Origin of the sequence: Aureliella helgolandensis, from assembly GCF_007752135.1 — a bacterium.
GTDB lineage: Bacteria > Planctomycetota > Planctomycetia > Pirellulales > Pirellulaceae > Aureliella > Aureliella helgolandensis.
On sequence record NZ_CP036298.1, the window covers coordinates 5,377,837 to 5,393,672 of the forward strand.

The window sequence follows — 15,836 nt, forward strand, 5'->3', positions numbered from 1 at the left end:
CCCCTATGTCAGACACACTGAGCAACGTACTTGTTCAAGGCAACCAACCCTTTCGTTATCTGAAACAATTCAATTCTGAAGAGTTCTCGAAAAAGGCAGCTTGTCGAGATCGGCTTCGGCAATCCGACACACGATGGTTTCCCGGAGACTATCTGTCTTCCGTATTTGCTCGCGAATTGTGCGCGCGTCAAGCGTTACCGTTTAAAGAAGTACTGGAGAGTTTCGAGTTTTTCGCCTGCGTGCGCAATCGGATTCGCAGCAAATCCGTGGCGGACTTATGCTGTGGGCATGGCTTGGTTGGGATCCTATTTGCCATGTTTCAACGAGACGTTGAACACGTTTGCCTGCTCGACAAAGTTCGCCCTCAGAGTTTCGATGTCGTGCTCGCCGCAGCGCAGGCGGTCGCCCCCTGGACCGAGGCAAAGATAAAATATGTCGAAGCCCCGTTGAAAAAAACCCTTTGCCATGTGGAGGTGGGAACTGCGATTCTAGGTGTTCACGCCTGTGGTGCACGGACCGATCAATGCATCGCGCACGCAATCTCACTTCGCGGCACGATTGCTCTTCTGCCGTGCTGCCGAAGACACCGCCTGCACCCGTCTCCCGAATGTTTGAAGAACGTTTTAGGCGCAGACGTTGCCATCGATGTCGACCGCACCTACCGCCTTCATGAGGCAGGCTACCGCGTCCGCTGGGATCAGATATCACCGTTAATTACTGAGATGAATCGAGTTCTGATCGGACGACCACTGCCTCAAATCGAGAACTCTTCAGACACGGCAACTGGCGTCTCGCCTACAACCTAACAATATGCCCCTCGCCGGGCAGAAGAGTGCAACCAGTGGGCAGCGCTGTGGCATCCGCGGTCGTTTCACCCACTAGCCTCGGCCGCTGATATCTCCCAACGCTCACGCGGGAACCAGTCAGCATCTCCTGTGCAGCGCTCGGTACGCTCATCCCGCTGCAAATCCATTCTGCCGTCGTGAGGGAGTACAGCCTCAACCCTGCAGACCAGGTCCCTACGCCCATCTTCATTTCAGGGCAACGCGCATGGCTGATGTCCCCGCCATCGATAACGGGGAAGGGGTGCAAGACGCGATTTGCCTCTGAACGCACAGATTGAGAGCGCAGAGATTGACGGCGTCCTAAACTAGAAAGACTCCCTAGCCTGCGACTGGTCGGAAATGGAGCAGATCGGACTTAGCCGAGAGTCTGAAATCGGGAAGGACACGCATTTATGTCCGATAAGTCGGGGCTTTTGCGAATTCCCTTCTCCATGTGACCAAAGTTGTCACGCCCCTGCTGATAATTAATTGTGTTGGGACGCGGCGGTCCAACGACGAACCCTCGCCGCAGCAATCGAACTCAAGGAAGAATCAAATGCTAGTACTCAGTCGTAAAGTTGGTGAAAAGCTGGTTATCGACGGAAACATCACCGTCGAAGTCGTACGCATCCAAGGCAATCGCATCACCCTCGGCCTCGTCGCCCCGTCCGATGTCAAGATTCTGCGTGGGGAACTTCAGCAGAAGCAATCCCAGACCCCAACAGCGGAACTTGTCGTCGAGGATGGTCTACTAGTAGCTTGCTAGGTTAGTAGCTTGCTAGGCGACGATCAAGCGACTTCACTTGATAAGACGTCAGCATTCCCCCCCGCCCGCCATCGCATTGAGCTTGGTGAATCGTGGCCGGCTTCGCGTGATACCGGGATAGCTTTCCTGCTGCAGCGTCGACGGAATGCAGTTGGCCATCTGTCACCGGCCCATACGCAATCTTGAACTTTCTCCACCCACAAGCGGACTCTCTCCCCGAGCTTCGCGTCATTAATTGCGTGGCATTCAGCAGCTACTACGAAGTCGATTCTGAATCGCAAGAATTCCCACCACATGGTCTCTGCCGGGTCGTGTGAGACATGACCAAGCAAGATGCAGCAACTGCCCACAATCGCCTCACGCCAGGGTTAAGACCAGGTCTATGCAGGACGCCTAAAAATGGATGCCGGTAACTCTTTACGCGAGAAGGCCCCCGGCGCAGAATCGCCCCTCATCCACCTAGACGGCTGGTTGAAAGAAAAATCCGCTGCGTCAGCATGGAGGTTGGTTGCCGCTACAGCGCAAGTTGAGGCACTACCAATGCGTTAAAACTCAAAACGCTTCCCCATCGACCGCCTACTGAGTTCGGGGCACAAATTCGAAATTTTGGTAATAGCCAGGCAATCGTTGTCGGTTCACTGAATTAGTGGTACTCTGGACCGCCGCGCAGTTTAGCGCTGACCGTCGAAAACACGAAGGCCCCTCGAATGTCAGACTACCACCTTTCTCGCTTAATGCTGGTCGCTTTGGCTGCCACTGTCGCACTGCTGAAGCAATCGCCCGAAGTATTAGCGGTGGATCCCCAACCGACTGGGTTGCGGGAGATGAACTCAGTAGCGAGCCCCACAGATTCGCATCCCATTGCCATCGTCAATGCGCGCTTAATAGATGGCAACGGAGGCGCACCGTTGGACGATGCTTGCGTCATCGTGGAAGGTGACACGATTGTGTTTGTGGGTCCACAATCAGAAGCCACCATTCCCTCCACAGCCGAACGTATCGACGCCGCTGGCAAATGCCTGTTACCCGGACTTTTGGACTCGCATTTTCATTCGCGCAGTAGCGCCAAAACGCTGGTCGAATATGAACTCAACAACGGAGTTACTGCCTTTCGAGATCCGGGACATCCCTTCAAGTTCTACCACTGGCTTGAGAACTCCGACACCGTAATTCCGCGTGTCTTTTTGACTGGTGGTCACTTGGACGCAGAACCGCCAGCGTGGCCCGATCAAGCTGTCGTTATTGGCACACCCCAGCAAGCGACCGATGCCGTGAACCAACATGTTGACCAGGGCGCCTCAGCCATCAAGATCTACATGCGGCTCCCACTATCATCCATCGAATCTGCATGCATTGCCGCCAGCGGTCGAAAGGTTCCCGTCACTGCACATCTAGAGCTGATCGATGCCGACGACGCTATCCGCGCTGGAGTGGGAGGGATTGAGCACATCACCTCCTTCGGAACGAGTCTAGCGGACCCCGCCCACGCACGAGAATTCAAGCAAGCGATCATCAAAGACTCTGAGGCTCGGCGGGCGTGGCGTCCGCGGCTATGGCAGCGCATCAACTTGGACAACAACCCGCGACTAGAACCGCTACTAAACCTACTCGTGCAGCGTCAAACTTTCATTTCCCCCACACTTGCCGTCTTCGAAGCGCGAGCCAATGAGAAGAACGCAACTCCCGAAAAGGTTGCCGCATTCGATAACATGCTGCAATTCTTCGCGTTGTGCCACCAACGAGGCGCACGGATTGTCGTTGGCTCCCATACAGCAGCCCCCTTTGCGGCGCAGGGCAAAGCTTACCTGCGCGAAGTTGAACTAATGGCCCAGGCCGGGATGCAACCGCTCGACATCATCACCGCTGCGACCAAGAACAACGCGATTTTCTTGGGAGCCCAAGATCGACTTGGGACCATCGAAATCGGTAAGCAAGCCGATTTGGTTCTGATCGATGGCGACCCGACGAAAACCATCAGTGAGATCGACAAAGTAGATCGAGTCATGTTGGGCGGAATTTGGGTCGCGGGTCGTTGATTGCCGCGTTGCCCTCGATAGTCTTTGAGAGTTTTCAGCGCTGAGTTGTCAGTGAAACCTTAGCTCGCAACTGCCGAATCATGCAATATGCACAACGCGCCCATGTGTAGCAGATCCGCGGGCCCAGACTCGACGGCAGATTCAATCCGTTCGCCTCAAGTTCCGGTTCCAGTACGTCCAACGGTGGTCGCCAATTCAGCGGCAACTAGCCTTGGAATCGCGACAAATTGCGGAAGCCCGCTATCGTGCAGCCGCTTTAACTGCTTCGATCACGTCGGCAGGTTCGGCTCGCCTCTTGTAGTCCGCGTCGAGAAAGGCAAACGTGATCTTACCGGCCGTGTCGATGACGTAGGTAGCGGACAGAGGTAATTCCATTGAATCGTTGCCGTTGTATTCAGGCAATTTGCGCTTGTCACGGTAGGCCGGAATGATCGGTTCAGGAAGCTGGAAGACGAGCCCATACTTTCGCGCAACTTCATTGTCTTTGTCATGCAATGCTACGATTTCCAGATCATTTGCCTCGGCCGTCTCCTTGGCCTTCTCGGGTAGCTCCGGTGTCAACACCACTAACTTTGCTCCGGCATTTTCGATTTGGTCCATGCTCTGTTGCATTGCGCGAAGCTGAAGGTTGCAATACGGGCACCAGCCTCCTCGATACCACATCAGCACGATTGGCCCGTCCCGCCAGAGCTCACTGAGTTTGACACGCTCGCCATCCCAGCCAGTCAGGTGGGCGTCAATTGCCGCATCGCCGACCTGCTTTGCAGACTTCTCAATGTCGGTGGCGCGGACCGTCTCGATGCCTAGGGCATAAGCCTGACTAACTTTTTCCGGATATCGCGCTGCATTTGCTGCAGCTCTTTCTTCAAGCAGTTGGGAAAGCATCGAAGTTTCTCCTGATAGGGTTGATGGTATGGGTTTTCTTTCACGCCCAGCTGAATTGCGGCTTTTAGACCTCTTTAGGACCGTCTCGAGAGCCAGCAAGTCATTCACGACGTAATCGGGCTTGGCGACGTTGGGGTAGAGCGTTTTTCCGGGTCGAGCGACGAAAGCGGTTTGCAGCCCTACGTTTTTGGCTCCGGCTAAATCCCATGCGTGCGCGGCGACCATCAGCACTTGTTCCGGTTGCACACCAAGATCGTCTAGGACGAAGCGGTACGTCTCGGGGTGTGGCTTGAACTTCTTAACGCTGTCGACGCTGTACCGCTTTTCAAACAAGTCGATGAGCCCCGCGTTTCGAAATTGAGTCTCAACTCCGATGGCCGATGAATTAGTCAAACTCACGATCCGATATCCGTCGTCCTTGAGTGCCTTCAGCCCAGCGACAACGTCTGGATGTGGCGGTAGAGAACGCAACGGAGTCACGATTGCTTCTTTTGCTTCGTCGTAGGTCAGCTCAATGCCTTTGGTTTCAGCCACCATCATCAAGGCGGCCGTTCCGATCTCGCCGAAGCTGTGGTACTCGCCGCTCAAAGTCTCCACCAATGAGTAGTGGAGCATCGTCACGAACCAAAGTGGTAAGAGGTCTTCTCGGCCGTCGAGAGCTTTCCCGACAGAGGCCCTCAGAGGTGCCAGATCAAGCAGGGTTTCGTTGACATCGAAAATCAGGACTTGAGGTGTCGGCAAATTTTGCTCGGCTTGAGCTGTTGGCGCTACTTTCGTCGCTTGCCCCTTGGCGCCGCCGATGAGCCCCAGCATGAAAATAGCTAGGGCAAGTGAAGTGGATTTCGTTCTCATCTTGTCTCTCCAGTTGGTAAGGTATGTTCCTAACGCTCCCGCAGTCCATCAACGGTCCAAACGCTCCAGCTTCGCAGCATCCACAGGCCAAAGGAGTCGGCAATCAGCGGAAATCGCGGCAAAACAGAGCAGGTTCGGTTTTTCCCGAGGTTTCATATTGTTCTGGTAGGTGCTGGCGGTAGAAACAGCTTGCAGAATCGCGCTGCGTCCGTAGGCAGCTGAGGAATTTGCTAGTTCTCGTTCGGGGTCGCCGGCTGTATCGACAGAGTGAAGCGTAAAATCTGCCAATGCTGACCGCCCAGTTTTGACCGACCGGTCTAAACACAGCATAAAAATGAGCCACTTGGCTGCGCCACTCGTGCTTCAGTTCACGCCTGCGCTGCCCCAGTTTCACCTACAGCAATCACTCTACGGAGTCTGTACCGTTCAGTCAATACAATGCGCCCTTATTCCGCGAGTTTTAGTCTCTTCGACCAAGACATAAGAATCTAGCCGCTTCCCTGGTTCGGCGAACTGTTGAAGAGCCTTTTTGCCGGACGCTCCTCGTCTCAACTTGCGGATACCAGCAATCAACGCAGCCCAGGCGTTTGCGGGCGGCGGAGGTTCTATCGCCTCGGTATCGACACCCCGTTCCTGTCCACGCTGGATGGATTGTTCGAAGCAGAGGCGGTCAAGTCCTTAAAGACGTCTGTAACGGCTTTCCGGACGTCGTCGTGGTGCGGAAAATTTTCAGCACATTTCGGTACGTACCAGATCTCAATCTTCACGCGATAGTGGTCCAGCAAGCTTTGATATCGTCCAGTGAACTTGCGGCGATGACACTGGTTGTTAACCGCGGCGCTGAGCCGGTTGGTGCGATGGCGGCGAGGTACACCACCAAGCCGATGCAGGGCGTTCTGCAGCCCTTCCCTCTGGCTTTCAAAACTCTCTGAGTAGCATACGGTTATCGCTTCCCAATTCGAGTACGTTAGCACGAACTGAGAGACCATGTGGGCGTTGTGCTGATCAGCAATCGTCACATCCAAGCCGCTCATGACGCTGAAGCCGGAGGCACTCAGCTCACCTGGTTGTTGCACCTGGGAAAAGTACACTTCTTGGGCAGGACAGGAGCTGCCACGCCACTGCTTGATCCCTCGCTGTAACGACCGACGGCCGGCTCTGACGAAGGCAACGCTTAGCGATTCCCCAATCTCCTAACTACTCTGAAGAGTGTCTTATTTCGGAATCTTCTTTGATTGAGGCAACGCGGCCGGCAAATCTAGTTGTCGCTATACAGTGGGGTCAACCCGCTGCCAGCCACTCCTTTCCGTCTTATCGCCCAGTAGCTGCTCTCCCACGGAGGCCGGAGGCCACCATCATTTGACCTCTTCTCTCCAACAGAGTTAACGGGCTTCAACGGTACGGTGCAGCCTTGTCGATTCCAAGCCACTCTCCTTAGGAGTGTTTGTAGACACTCCTAAGGATACATTCGCCCAAACAACAGCCAAGGGGTCTCCTCGGTTGCCTTGCAAACAACCTAGGTGACACTCCGGGGCCCTAGCTCCCGGAGCTCGGAATGTCGCTTGCCGAACATAGCATTCCCAAACGCAACATCCTGGATTACTTCCCAGTAGGTACAAACCTTGGGGAGGATTCCGCAACGTTTTCCTTCGGCTCGAACCACCCATAAATCGTGGGAAGCACCAATAGCGTGAGCATCGTGGATGTAATGAGTCCGCCAATAACGACCGTTGCAAGAGGGCGTTGCACCTCGGCACCCGAACTCGCAGAAATTGCCATCGGGATGAAACCGAGTGCACCACAGGAAGCGGTCATCAACACCGGACGCAGTCGGTCCATCGCACCGTTGACGACAGCGTCACGCTGCGAATCGCCTCCGTGACGCAGGTGCCTGATATGTTCGATCAAGACCACGCCATTCATCACAGCGATGCCGAACAACGCGATGCAACCAACGCCGGCAGAGATTGAGAACGGCATATCACGTAACCAAAGCGCTAGGATGCCACCGGTGGCAGCAATCGGCACGTTCAGGTAGATCAACAGTGCTAATTTGGTTGAATTGAACGTCATGTAAAGCAACGCAAAGATTAAGAACAAAGCCACCGGTACGGCGATAGCCAGTCTCGCGCTTGCCCGCTGCAAGTTCTCGAATTGTCCCCCCCACCGCAACATGTAACCGCTTGGCAAACGGACTTCGCGGTCGACAACTGCTTGAGCCTCCGCCACAAACCCTGCCAAGTCACGCCCGCGTACATTGCACTGAACGAGCAAGCGACGACGAATGGCATCACGACTAATTTCCACCGGTCCATCTTCCATCACAATTTCGGCGAGTTGTGACAGCGGAATTGGTTTTCCACTGGGATCATCAATTCGTAATTCGGACAATTTTTCGGTGTTAACTCGCCACTCGGGTTGTAGGCGAACCTGCAAGGGAAACCGTCGCTGCCCCTCGAAAACTTGTCCCACTTGCATGCCCCCCACCGTGCTGATGGCATCAAGGACATCTCGCCCGTTGATTCCATAGCGCGCGAGCGCATCGCGGCGCAGCTTCACTCGCATGTAAGAGAGTCCGGCGATCTGCTGTGCCGCCACATCTGCCGATCCAGGAACTTGATTGAGCGCTCTGACAATTTCGTCCCCCTTGATCTTCAACACATCCAAGTCATCGCCATACAAACTCAAGCCAATATCAGAACGCACGCCAGCAACCAATTCCTGCACTCGAAGCTCAATCGGCTGTGTGAAACTAAACGCGTTACCAGGAACCTCATCTTCTAGAGCCGCTTGCATGGCCTCAATCAGTTCCGGCTTTGACTGTGTCTCAGCACCGTGCGATTCTGTTTTCAGGCGGATCAAGATGTCGGTTTGGTAAACCCCCATGGGATCGTTGGCGATTTCAGGGCGACCGGTTTTGGAGACAACCGTTTCGACTTGCGGAAACTTTAACAGGCAGCGTTCCATCGCCTTGGTCATCTCAATCGATGTTTCCAGTGAGACACTAGGCAATCGCGTCGCCTGGATTGCAATATCGCCTTCGTCGAGTTTAGGCACAAACTCAACGCCAAAACCGGAGGCTAGGTAGACGCTGATCCCAAAAGCAACGACTGAGCTACCCAACATCAGTATCGGCTGTCGCATCGCGAATGTCAGCATCGGCTGGTATAACTGCTTGAGCCCGCGCACTACGAGTGTGTCGCTCTGTTTCACACGTCGCGCCAAGAATAGCGAGGCAAGGACAGGCATCACAGTAACAGATAGAATTAAAGCCGATGTTAGCGCTGTCATAAAAGTGAAAGCCATTGGGCGAAACATTTTCCCCTCCATGCCCTGAAGACTGAGGATGGGAATGAAGACGATAATTACGATGATACCAGCAAACAAAATGGGCTTGGCGACCTCTTTGGCCGACTCGCGAAACACTCCTTCGGGAACGCGATCGCCGCCATGGTTTTTCTGGTACTGCATTGCTCGACGAACGCAGTTTTCAATCATCACGACCGCTCCATCAACGATCACCCCGAAGTCAACTGCTCCCAGGCTCATCAAGTTCGCAGAGACACCTGCATAGCGCATGGCAATCAACGCACACATGGCCGACAGCGGAATGGCAGCGGCCACGATCAGGCCGGCACGCACGTCTCCCAGCAGAATAAACAGCATCAAAATGACTAAGAACACGCCCACGCCAATGTTCTCGGCAATGGTGTGAATTGTCTTCGAAATCAATTCGGTTCGATCGTAAAACGTATCGATCGTCACCCCTTCAGGAAGTGTCTTTTTGATCTCGGCAATCTTTTCCTTGACATCGGCAACCACCTGCCTGGAGTTACCTCCCATCAACATCATCACCATTCCGATCACCGCTTCTCGATCACCGTCGCGGGTAACCGCACCTTGCCGTAGCATCGGTGCAAAGCTCACGTTTGCCACGTCGGCGATACGAATTGGCACGCCGTCTCGGCTATCCAACACGATCAAGCGAATATCGTCCAGCGACTGGATCAATCCTTCGCCGCGGATCAAGCGTTGTTCAGAACCGTGAGCAATATAACCGCCTCCAGAATTGCCGTTATTTTCCTCCAAGGCCGTGAATATATCACTCAGTGAGACGCCATAGTTCTTGAGCTTGTCTGGATCGAATTGAACCTCATACGTTTTTAGCTCGCCGCCGAAGGTGTTCACTTCGATAACACCTGGAACGCTGCGAAGCTGAAATGCAATTTGCCAATCGAGGATGGTTCGTAAATCAGAAAGACTGTGGTCGCTACCTGGATCGGCACGAACCTCAAACTGATAGATTTCACTCATCCCCGTTGCGATCGGACCAAGGGAAGGTGTGCCCATGCCGGGCGGAATGTTCTCTCGGGCCTGCAGTAATCGTTCGTTGATGAGATTGCGCGCCCAGTAGATGTCGGTACCGTCTTCAAAAGCCACGGTGACGGCGGACAAACCGAAGCGACTTATCGATCGAATCTCATCAATTTTCGGGATACCGCTCATCGCATTCTCAACGGGGAATGTGATGAATTGTTCGACTTCGACTGGTCCCAGCGGGGGCGAATTGGTCAGAATCTGGACCTGTACATTCGTCAAATCGGGGACCGCGTCCAGCGGAATCGTCATCGCTGCAAACGTACCCGTCCCGAGTATAACGAGCGAAAGCAGCAAGACGATGAAGCGATTGTTGAGCGAAGCGTCAATAATGTAATTTAACATGCTTATTCTTCTCCCATCAGTTCCGCGAGCATTTGCGACTTAAGGATGAAGCCACCTTCAATGACCACGGATTCCTCAGGCTGGAGCCCATCTTTGATCATGATGAACGATTCGTTGGCACTCCCGACGACGATGTCACGACGCACAAACAGATCCTCCCCTCGATGGACAAAAACGAACTTCTGGCCTTCATGTTCTTGGATCGCGGTGAGTGGTACTTGCAACACGTTTTGTTGTGTGATTCCCGATAAATCGACGGTGACAAACATCCCAGGCTTCAGCAGGCGTTCTGCGTTATCGGCAATTGCTCGCATACTAATCGTGCGCGTCGATTCATCCATCGTTTCGCCAGCGAAAAACACTTTGGCTTCGAAAGTACGGTCCGGCCAAGATTCGCTGTGAAGGTGCACGGTTTGATCTGCAAGCGAGTTAAGAAGCGGGATATGCTCCTGATACAAGTCCGCCAAAATCCACACGGTTGATAGATCGGCGATGCTCAACAGCATCACGTCAGGTCGCACCTGTTCGCTGAGAACGACGTCTTTGGTCAATACGGTTCCGTCAAACGGAGCTCGAAGCAAATAGTGAGAAATGCCTTCGCCCTGTTCGGTAGGGTCAATTTTGCTTAGTTCCGCGTCCCTTACTCCTAGAATATGTAAGCTCGTTTCCGCAACGGCAGCTTGTGTTTCGGCTTCTTTAAGAGACTGAGAGGAAAGCAGCGTTGTCATTCGCAGCCCGTATCCAACCTCCTCGAGACGAGATTGAAAGGTCGCCAAATCCGCGTTACGATTGGCTTCTGCACTGAGAAGTGTCTTCCCTGAGACGGCTCCCGAAGTGGTAATATTGCCCAATCGCGAAACATCGGCCTGCGACTTCGTGTAGTTGGAGTAGGCGGCTAAGAGTCGTTCGCGATACTCGCCCATCGGACGCCTGCGGAAGGCTGCTTCGATTTCCTCAATCGGCATCTTCTCGCGAAGTGCCTTGAGCAGATCGTCTACGTTTTGGGCCACTTCAGTTTGCAACTCATGCTTCGTCTTTGCCATTTCAAGTTGCAAGCGAGCTTGAAATAGCTTCAACTTTGATTCGCCAATCACGCGACTATGAATGGTAGCCAGCAGTTGCTCGGCCTTAACCGTCTCACCCAATCCTACCGAAACGCTTTCGACCGTCCCTTCAACCATGGGAAAGATGTGAGCGACTCGATCTTGGTTGAGCGACACCTTGCCAGTCAGGTGAACCGTAGTCGCAAACGGCCCCTTTCGAATTGGTTGAAGTTCGATTCCCGAAACTGCCCAACGATCTTGCGGTAGCTTAAGCGCTCCTGACGATGCATCTGGATTCTCAGTCGTTGTAGCTGCACCAGAACTGTTTTCCTCCAACTTCATGAGCCGCGTCGAGCCAGCATCACCCCCTGCCGCCGCAGTCTCATGACGACGTGCATCGTAGCTGCGCATGGCGAAAGCCCCAGCAATACTTGCGATAGAAGCGAGAGCAACCGCTCCCAGCACAAGGTGACGACTGGACTTCGTAAGTTTGGCAGGAGTCGGTTTTTGAGACGCGATTGGATTCATGCGATTACCCTGATTCTTAGGATGGTAAGCTTGCAGTTGGCGTGGTGGTGAACCAATTGCCTGCAAAAACGGACGTCAAGACCGATCGTCCGGATACGCTGTGTGCTTCGAGCAGAAGAAACCGCTAATCAAACAAGGCTGACCTACGGTGACTCGAATTTCCTGCGGCTGTTAACAGCGCATAACCGACGAGAAAGTCGATAAAGAAGGGCGGCACAAGGAGTGGCCGCTCAACCAATTGGCTCCGGCCAAAATGCATTCAGTAGGCAAACTTGGTGTGAAGACAAGCAGTGTAACTGGTTGGTCTCCAAGAGTGATGTCGCGTAGTTCGGATGACGTTGCCCCACCCACTGCCATTGCTGGAACGGCAGATGCTTCCCCGTGCAATCCCGAGTAACCGGACTCGCGAATTACCCAATGCACATGCCACTTGCAACCAACATTATCGCAAGAACCATCGCTGTGATGACGCATCAGATGCTGCGCTAGCGCTTCACCACCACCCCTTGAATTCATCGCGTTGGTATGAGAATGCCCGACCGGGACCGGCCCAACCCACATCGACGACACCAGCATCCAAAGCTGGAGGCAAACGCGAAAGCTCGTCGTTGGGATTACGCGGTTCATTGAAGATAATTGGAACGAGAAAGCGTATGAGGCTAAATCCTGTAGGTAAGACCATCCCATTGTCATTCTCAATAGACCACAAGTCAAGATCTCCGATTGCTCGCCAAGCCCAAAACGAATTTGCTCTCCCCCATCTCCTCGTTCGTGCATCTGCCTATTCGTTCCGAGAAGGTGCGTTTCGGAAATGCGCAAGATGCCACAGAGTTGCTCATTCTCCTGCACTTTGGCGAGCCTACAGGTAAGCACGAATTGAAAATCGCAGGGTTCCGATCTCCGATTGCATCGCTCCTCGTAAAGTCCACGCGCCATCACCGTTCTCTATTTTGCAAACTGCATGGGCACATTGAAAATATGGATTCAGTGATTCAGAGTCGCGTTCGATCCCCAATAGAGGACGCAACGTTTAGCTGCAAATTGGACACAGTAGAGGGAGCCCGACGGACCACTCATTCTGAACACTCCATCCAAAGCACTCATACGCGATTCGGAGTCATTTACTCACCCAGCAACTCTCCGCAGCACTCCCACTCGCATCCAGGCAAAGATTTTGAACGACCACATCAACTCCAAGTTCGGACATCAAGTTGCAATAACCTAAGAGCCTCCCTGTCGCCCGCTCACGAACCGTGATCAGACAGTATGCAAGCCGCCCTCTCTTCTCGCTGAACCACGATCCTATTCAGACTCCACTTCGGTGGTATCGTGAATGCGGAATAGTGCTTTCGTTCCGAAAGTCCGGGAGTGTCCCCTGCGTTGTTAAAACTGTTGGTGGTCTCTCTGGCTAAAGGGTACTGGAACAGGTCTTAAGGATCAAACAGGTGGTGGAACTAAAGTGATGGGGCCCGTGCCGTCGCCGGAGCCGTAGGCGACGGCACGGGCCCCGACGGTGGCTTTGTTGGTGTATCCGCATGTTCTCTCGCTAGAGCGGCAATCAGCGTAGGTAGTTCCTTGTGGCTGCTGATTCGATGGCCCCCCTTTTCGGCCTCAAGCAGTGCATAGGACCACGTATGTCCCGACAGATCACGGCTGCGTAGCTCGTCGATCAATCGTGTTCCCGCCTCTTGCCATAGACGCTTGAGCGGCTTACGCCTGGCGACTTCGGCTTCACCACGGACATTTGTCGAGTGCTGACCCCAGACATCAACGCTTGAATTACAGCCTTCTCAAGCTGCTCAGGATCGTTGGCGGCGGCGTAGCTGAGCAGCTCCACTTCGCGGCTTCCACCGGCCCCCGGACGCTCGCGAACTCGCGGACGCGTCACCGACTCCCGTTCACCTTCGACCAAGATGCGGCCCGCGGCGCTACCAGCTCGATAGGTCCGACAATCGCTCGGGGAGTGCTTAGGGCCGCACAGTTCGGCCACTTCGGCAGTCATTACCTCACAGGCCATCTTCACGATCGAGCCCCGCAAGAATTCGCGAAACACTTCGCCAACTTCAGTCTTCGAAACTTGCCCAAGCTCGCGCAACAAACTAGATTCAGTCATGGTGGTCTCCCCGTCGGCGGTAACCGACGTAAATTGAAAAGTGCAGAAGGCAATATATTGCCCTCTGGGAGACCACCTTTCAACTTTTAACAACGATTCGGACGCTTCCCGTAAAAATCGGCAGCGCCGGCTTCGTAGGGGATAGCCGCTTGTTGGAATTGAGGCGTGAGAATCTTACCGCCCAAGCGTTCACCGGCCTCGAACAGAGTGACTTGCACGGGACAGTCCGCGATCCTTTGTAATTCATAAGCGGTCATCAACCCTCCTGGGCCGCCTCCCACAATTCCAGTTCTCGAATTCTTCATCGCTCGCTCCAACAATTGACGAGGTTAAGGGTCAGCCTATTCCTGAGTCGGCGTAAACGCGGCCTGTTGGAAATCGTTTCGAATCCCCTATTTCAGACGCCGTGAATAAACGGATGACTGTGCAAGAAGTTCGAGCTAAAATTCGTCGGCTGAACCTCCGCCGGTCGAACTGTCTGATATTTCTAAGGGGCCAAACGATCCGGCAATGTCACGGCTATCCGCTGACTTGTTTTAGCTCGGCAATAATGGTTCCAGAGTGCGACTGAAGTACGGCTACAACCACAGTGGACCAGGTACGATTTACGCCGTGAAATTCAGGCCATGGAATTCGGTCAACGTTGCGGCATATTCCGTTGCAAATTGCGACCGGTGCGACGTTCCAATTGTTGTGGTTGGCCCTGCTGCCCGTATTCTGCTGGACTTCTAGTTACATCGCTGCGTCGTGGTCGTCGATGCAATTGTTCCCGGTCCATTTGTCTCATTTGATCCGCCGTCGGAGCTTCATCCGAGACAAACTCGGCAATCTGCTCCACTTCCTCCACAGTCGGGGGGACGGGTTGATAACGTGCCATGTGGCGCCCCTGTCGATCACGGCGAACGCTGACTCCGGCCTGCTGGTCGATGGCTGGTGCATCCGCTTCGGACACCATTTGCCAACGTGGGCCGAAGTGATAGACCGCGTAGTACATAATCTTGGACTGAGCCTCAGCGACACCTCCGCTTCGACACGCTTCGTAAAACATCTGGTGAACATTTTCCCAAGGTTCGGTCATCTCCTCGCAATACACATCGTGGACGACCGAAGCGTTGCGATACTTGCCTTCAAAAGGTCCACCAATCGCGGACCAAAACACCGAAGGAATCGACGCTCCGTCGACCACGGAACCCGCCGGTGCGTCCCAGCGTTTGTTGGCGGAATCAACGAAGCTGATCGGTTGCTGAAGAATCATTTCTCGTCCGTTGTCGCTCCACTGTGCTACGACAGTGCCTTCAAACTGCCCGATACCAGTATTTGGGACGGGCGGCAGCGAATCTGGAGTGCATCCCAGGGCTGAAATGTTGGCAACCAATAGAGTGGCCAATTGATAGAGTCTCTTACGATACATCCTTGTCCTCGTTGTTTCGGTAGTTTGAAGAAAGCTAATTGGGAAGATCGCTACGCGTGCTCTGTGATTGACGGTAGCATTGGCAAATCGATTTCACTAGTCCAGTTCACGAATTCGCCTCGCATGATCGAGATATCGTTGGGAGCTTCGATGCCAACGCGAACTCTTGAACCTCCAATATCGCTGAGATGGATCGTGATCTGGTCGCCGATACAGATCGTTTCATTTTCTTTGCGACTGAGAACAAGCATCGTAGAATGTTCCGTTTCTTGGCGTGAATGTTCTTTGGGACCGCATGGCTGAGGCAGTTACTTAGAATTTGCCGGAGCCAGGCCAGCAGCTCGCCTTCGCTGCCGCCACGAAAATCGCGAAAGTCACGGTGTGCCGCCAGCATCGTTTCTTGCACCAAATCGGACGTGTTCATCGGCCGCCGCAACCGGCGACCAAGTTGCGTCGTTGCCAGCACGCTGAGGTAATTGCGATAGAGCTGCAAAAGTTTCCCCAGCGTCTGCATATTCCCATCCCGCGCCGAGTCAATGGCTTCCGCGATGGGGCGGTCGGTTTGCGATAAGTCGGAGATGGCTTCCATCAGTAGTTCCTTTGTCTATGGTTCCGCTAGTTCATGCGTGCCGAGTATGCGAAGAGGGCCAAGAAAA

12 protein-coding genes and 1 pseudogene are annotated in these 15,836 nt (G+C 53.9%); 3 read left to right on the plus strand and 10 right to left on the minus strand.

From position 1 onward, the window contains the following. The first annotated feature begins 5 nt into the window (after positions 1–5). The 3 genes from Q31a_RS18660 to Q31a_RS18670 all read left to right on the plus strand — a co-directional run bounded on the left by Q31a_RS18660 (position 6) and on the right by Q31a_RS18670 (position 3,626). A complete protein-coding gene (locus Q31a_RS18660) occupies positions 6–806 on the plus strand; it encodes a methyltransferase (RefSeq protein ID WP_145081266.1) in 801 nt (266 codons plus the stop codon). A 574-nt stretch (positions 807–1,380) separates the two neighbouring features. Beyond that, a complete protein-coding gene (locus Q31a_RS18665) occupies positions 1,381–1,590 on the plus strand; it encodes a carbon storage regulator (protein WP_145081269.1) in 210 nt (69 codons plus the stop codon). A 707-nt stretch (positions 1,591–2,297) separates the two neighbouring features. Beyond that, positions 2,298–3,626 (plus strand): amidohydrolase family protein, encoded by a 1,329-nt coding sequence (locus Q31a_RS18670; RefSeq protein WP_145081272.1) that lies wholly within the window; start codon positions 2,298–2,300, stop codon positions 3,624–3,626. A gap of 240 nt (positions 3,627–3,866) precedes the next feature. Here the strand turns inward: Q31a_RS18670 and Q31a_RS31270 are convergent, their stop codons facing one another. The 10 genes and pseudogenes from Q31a_RS31270 to Q31a_RS31175 form a co-directional block, all read right to left on the minus strand. After that, positions 3,867–5,363, minus strand: coding sequence for a haloacid dehalogenase type II (locus Q31a_RS31270; RefSeq protein ID WP_315851624.1), 1,497 nt, complete (start codon positions 5,361–5,363; stop codon positions 3,867–3,869). A 605-nt stretch (positions 5,364–5,968) separates the two neighbouring features. After that, on the minus strand, positions 5,969–6,439 hold the full coding sequence (locus Q31a_RS18685; RefSeq protein ID WP_145081275.1) for a transposase family protein: 471 nt from the start codon (positions 6,437–6,439) through the stop codon (positions 5,969–5,971). Positions 6,440–6,962: 523 nt separating this feature from the next. Beyond that, positions 6,963–10,085, minus strand: a complete 3,123-nt coding sequence (locus Q31a_RS18690; protein ID WP_145081278.1) for an efflux RND transporter permease subunit — start codon at positions 10,083–10,085, stop codon at positions 6,963–6,965. A 2-nt stretch (positions 10,086–10,087) separates the two neighbouring features. Beyond that, entirely contained in the window at positions 10,088–11,656 is a 1,569-nt protein-coding gene (locus Q31a_RS18695) for an efflux RND transporter periplasmic adaptor subunit (RefSeq protein ID WP_145081281.1), read from the minus strand. A gap of 493 nt (positions 11,657–12,149) precedes the next feature. After that, a complete protein-coding gene (locus tag Q31a_RS18700; RefSeq protein WP_231690829.1) occupies positions 12,150–12,338 on the minus strand; it encodes a hypothetical protein in 189 nt (62 codons plus the stop codon). Positions 12,339–13,325: 987 nt separating this feature from the next. Next, complete coding sequence (locus Q31a_RS18705) at positions 13,326–13,769, minus strand: hypothetical protein (RefSeq protein ID WP_145081287.1); 444 nt, start codon at positions 13,767–13,769, stop codon at positions 13,326–13,328. 86 nt (positions 13,770–13,855) lie between these two features. Then, positions 13,856–14,074 (minus strand): NAD(P)-binding protein, encoded by a 219-nt coding sequence (locus Q31a_RS18710; protein ID WP_145081290.1) that lies wholly within the window; start codon positions 14,072–14,074, stop codon positions 13,856–13,858. Positions 14,075–14,406: 332 nt separating this feature from the next. Next, positions 14,407–15,180: a DUF1353 domain-containing protein gene (locus tag Q31a_RS18715; RefSeq protein WP_145081293.1), complete on the minus strand. Its 774-nt coding sequence runs from the start codon at positions 15,178–15,180 to the stop codon at positions 14,407–14,409. 50 nt (positions 15,181–15,230) lie between these two features. Next, the gene (locus Q31a_RS30905; protein ID WP_231690830.1) at positions 15,231–15,431 is read right to left on the minus strand and encodes a carbon storage regulator; all 201 of its coding nucleotides are present in this window, start codon (positions 15,429–15,431) and stop codon (positions 15,231–15,233) included. A 110-nt stretch (positions 15,432–15,541) separates the two neighbouring features. Next, positions 15,542–15,769: pseudogene (locus Q31a_RS31175) on the minus strand (sigma-70 family RNA polymerase sigma factor); the annotation flags it as partial. Between the last annotated feature and the right edge of the window lie 67 nt (positions 15,770–15,836).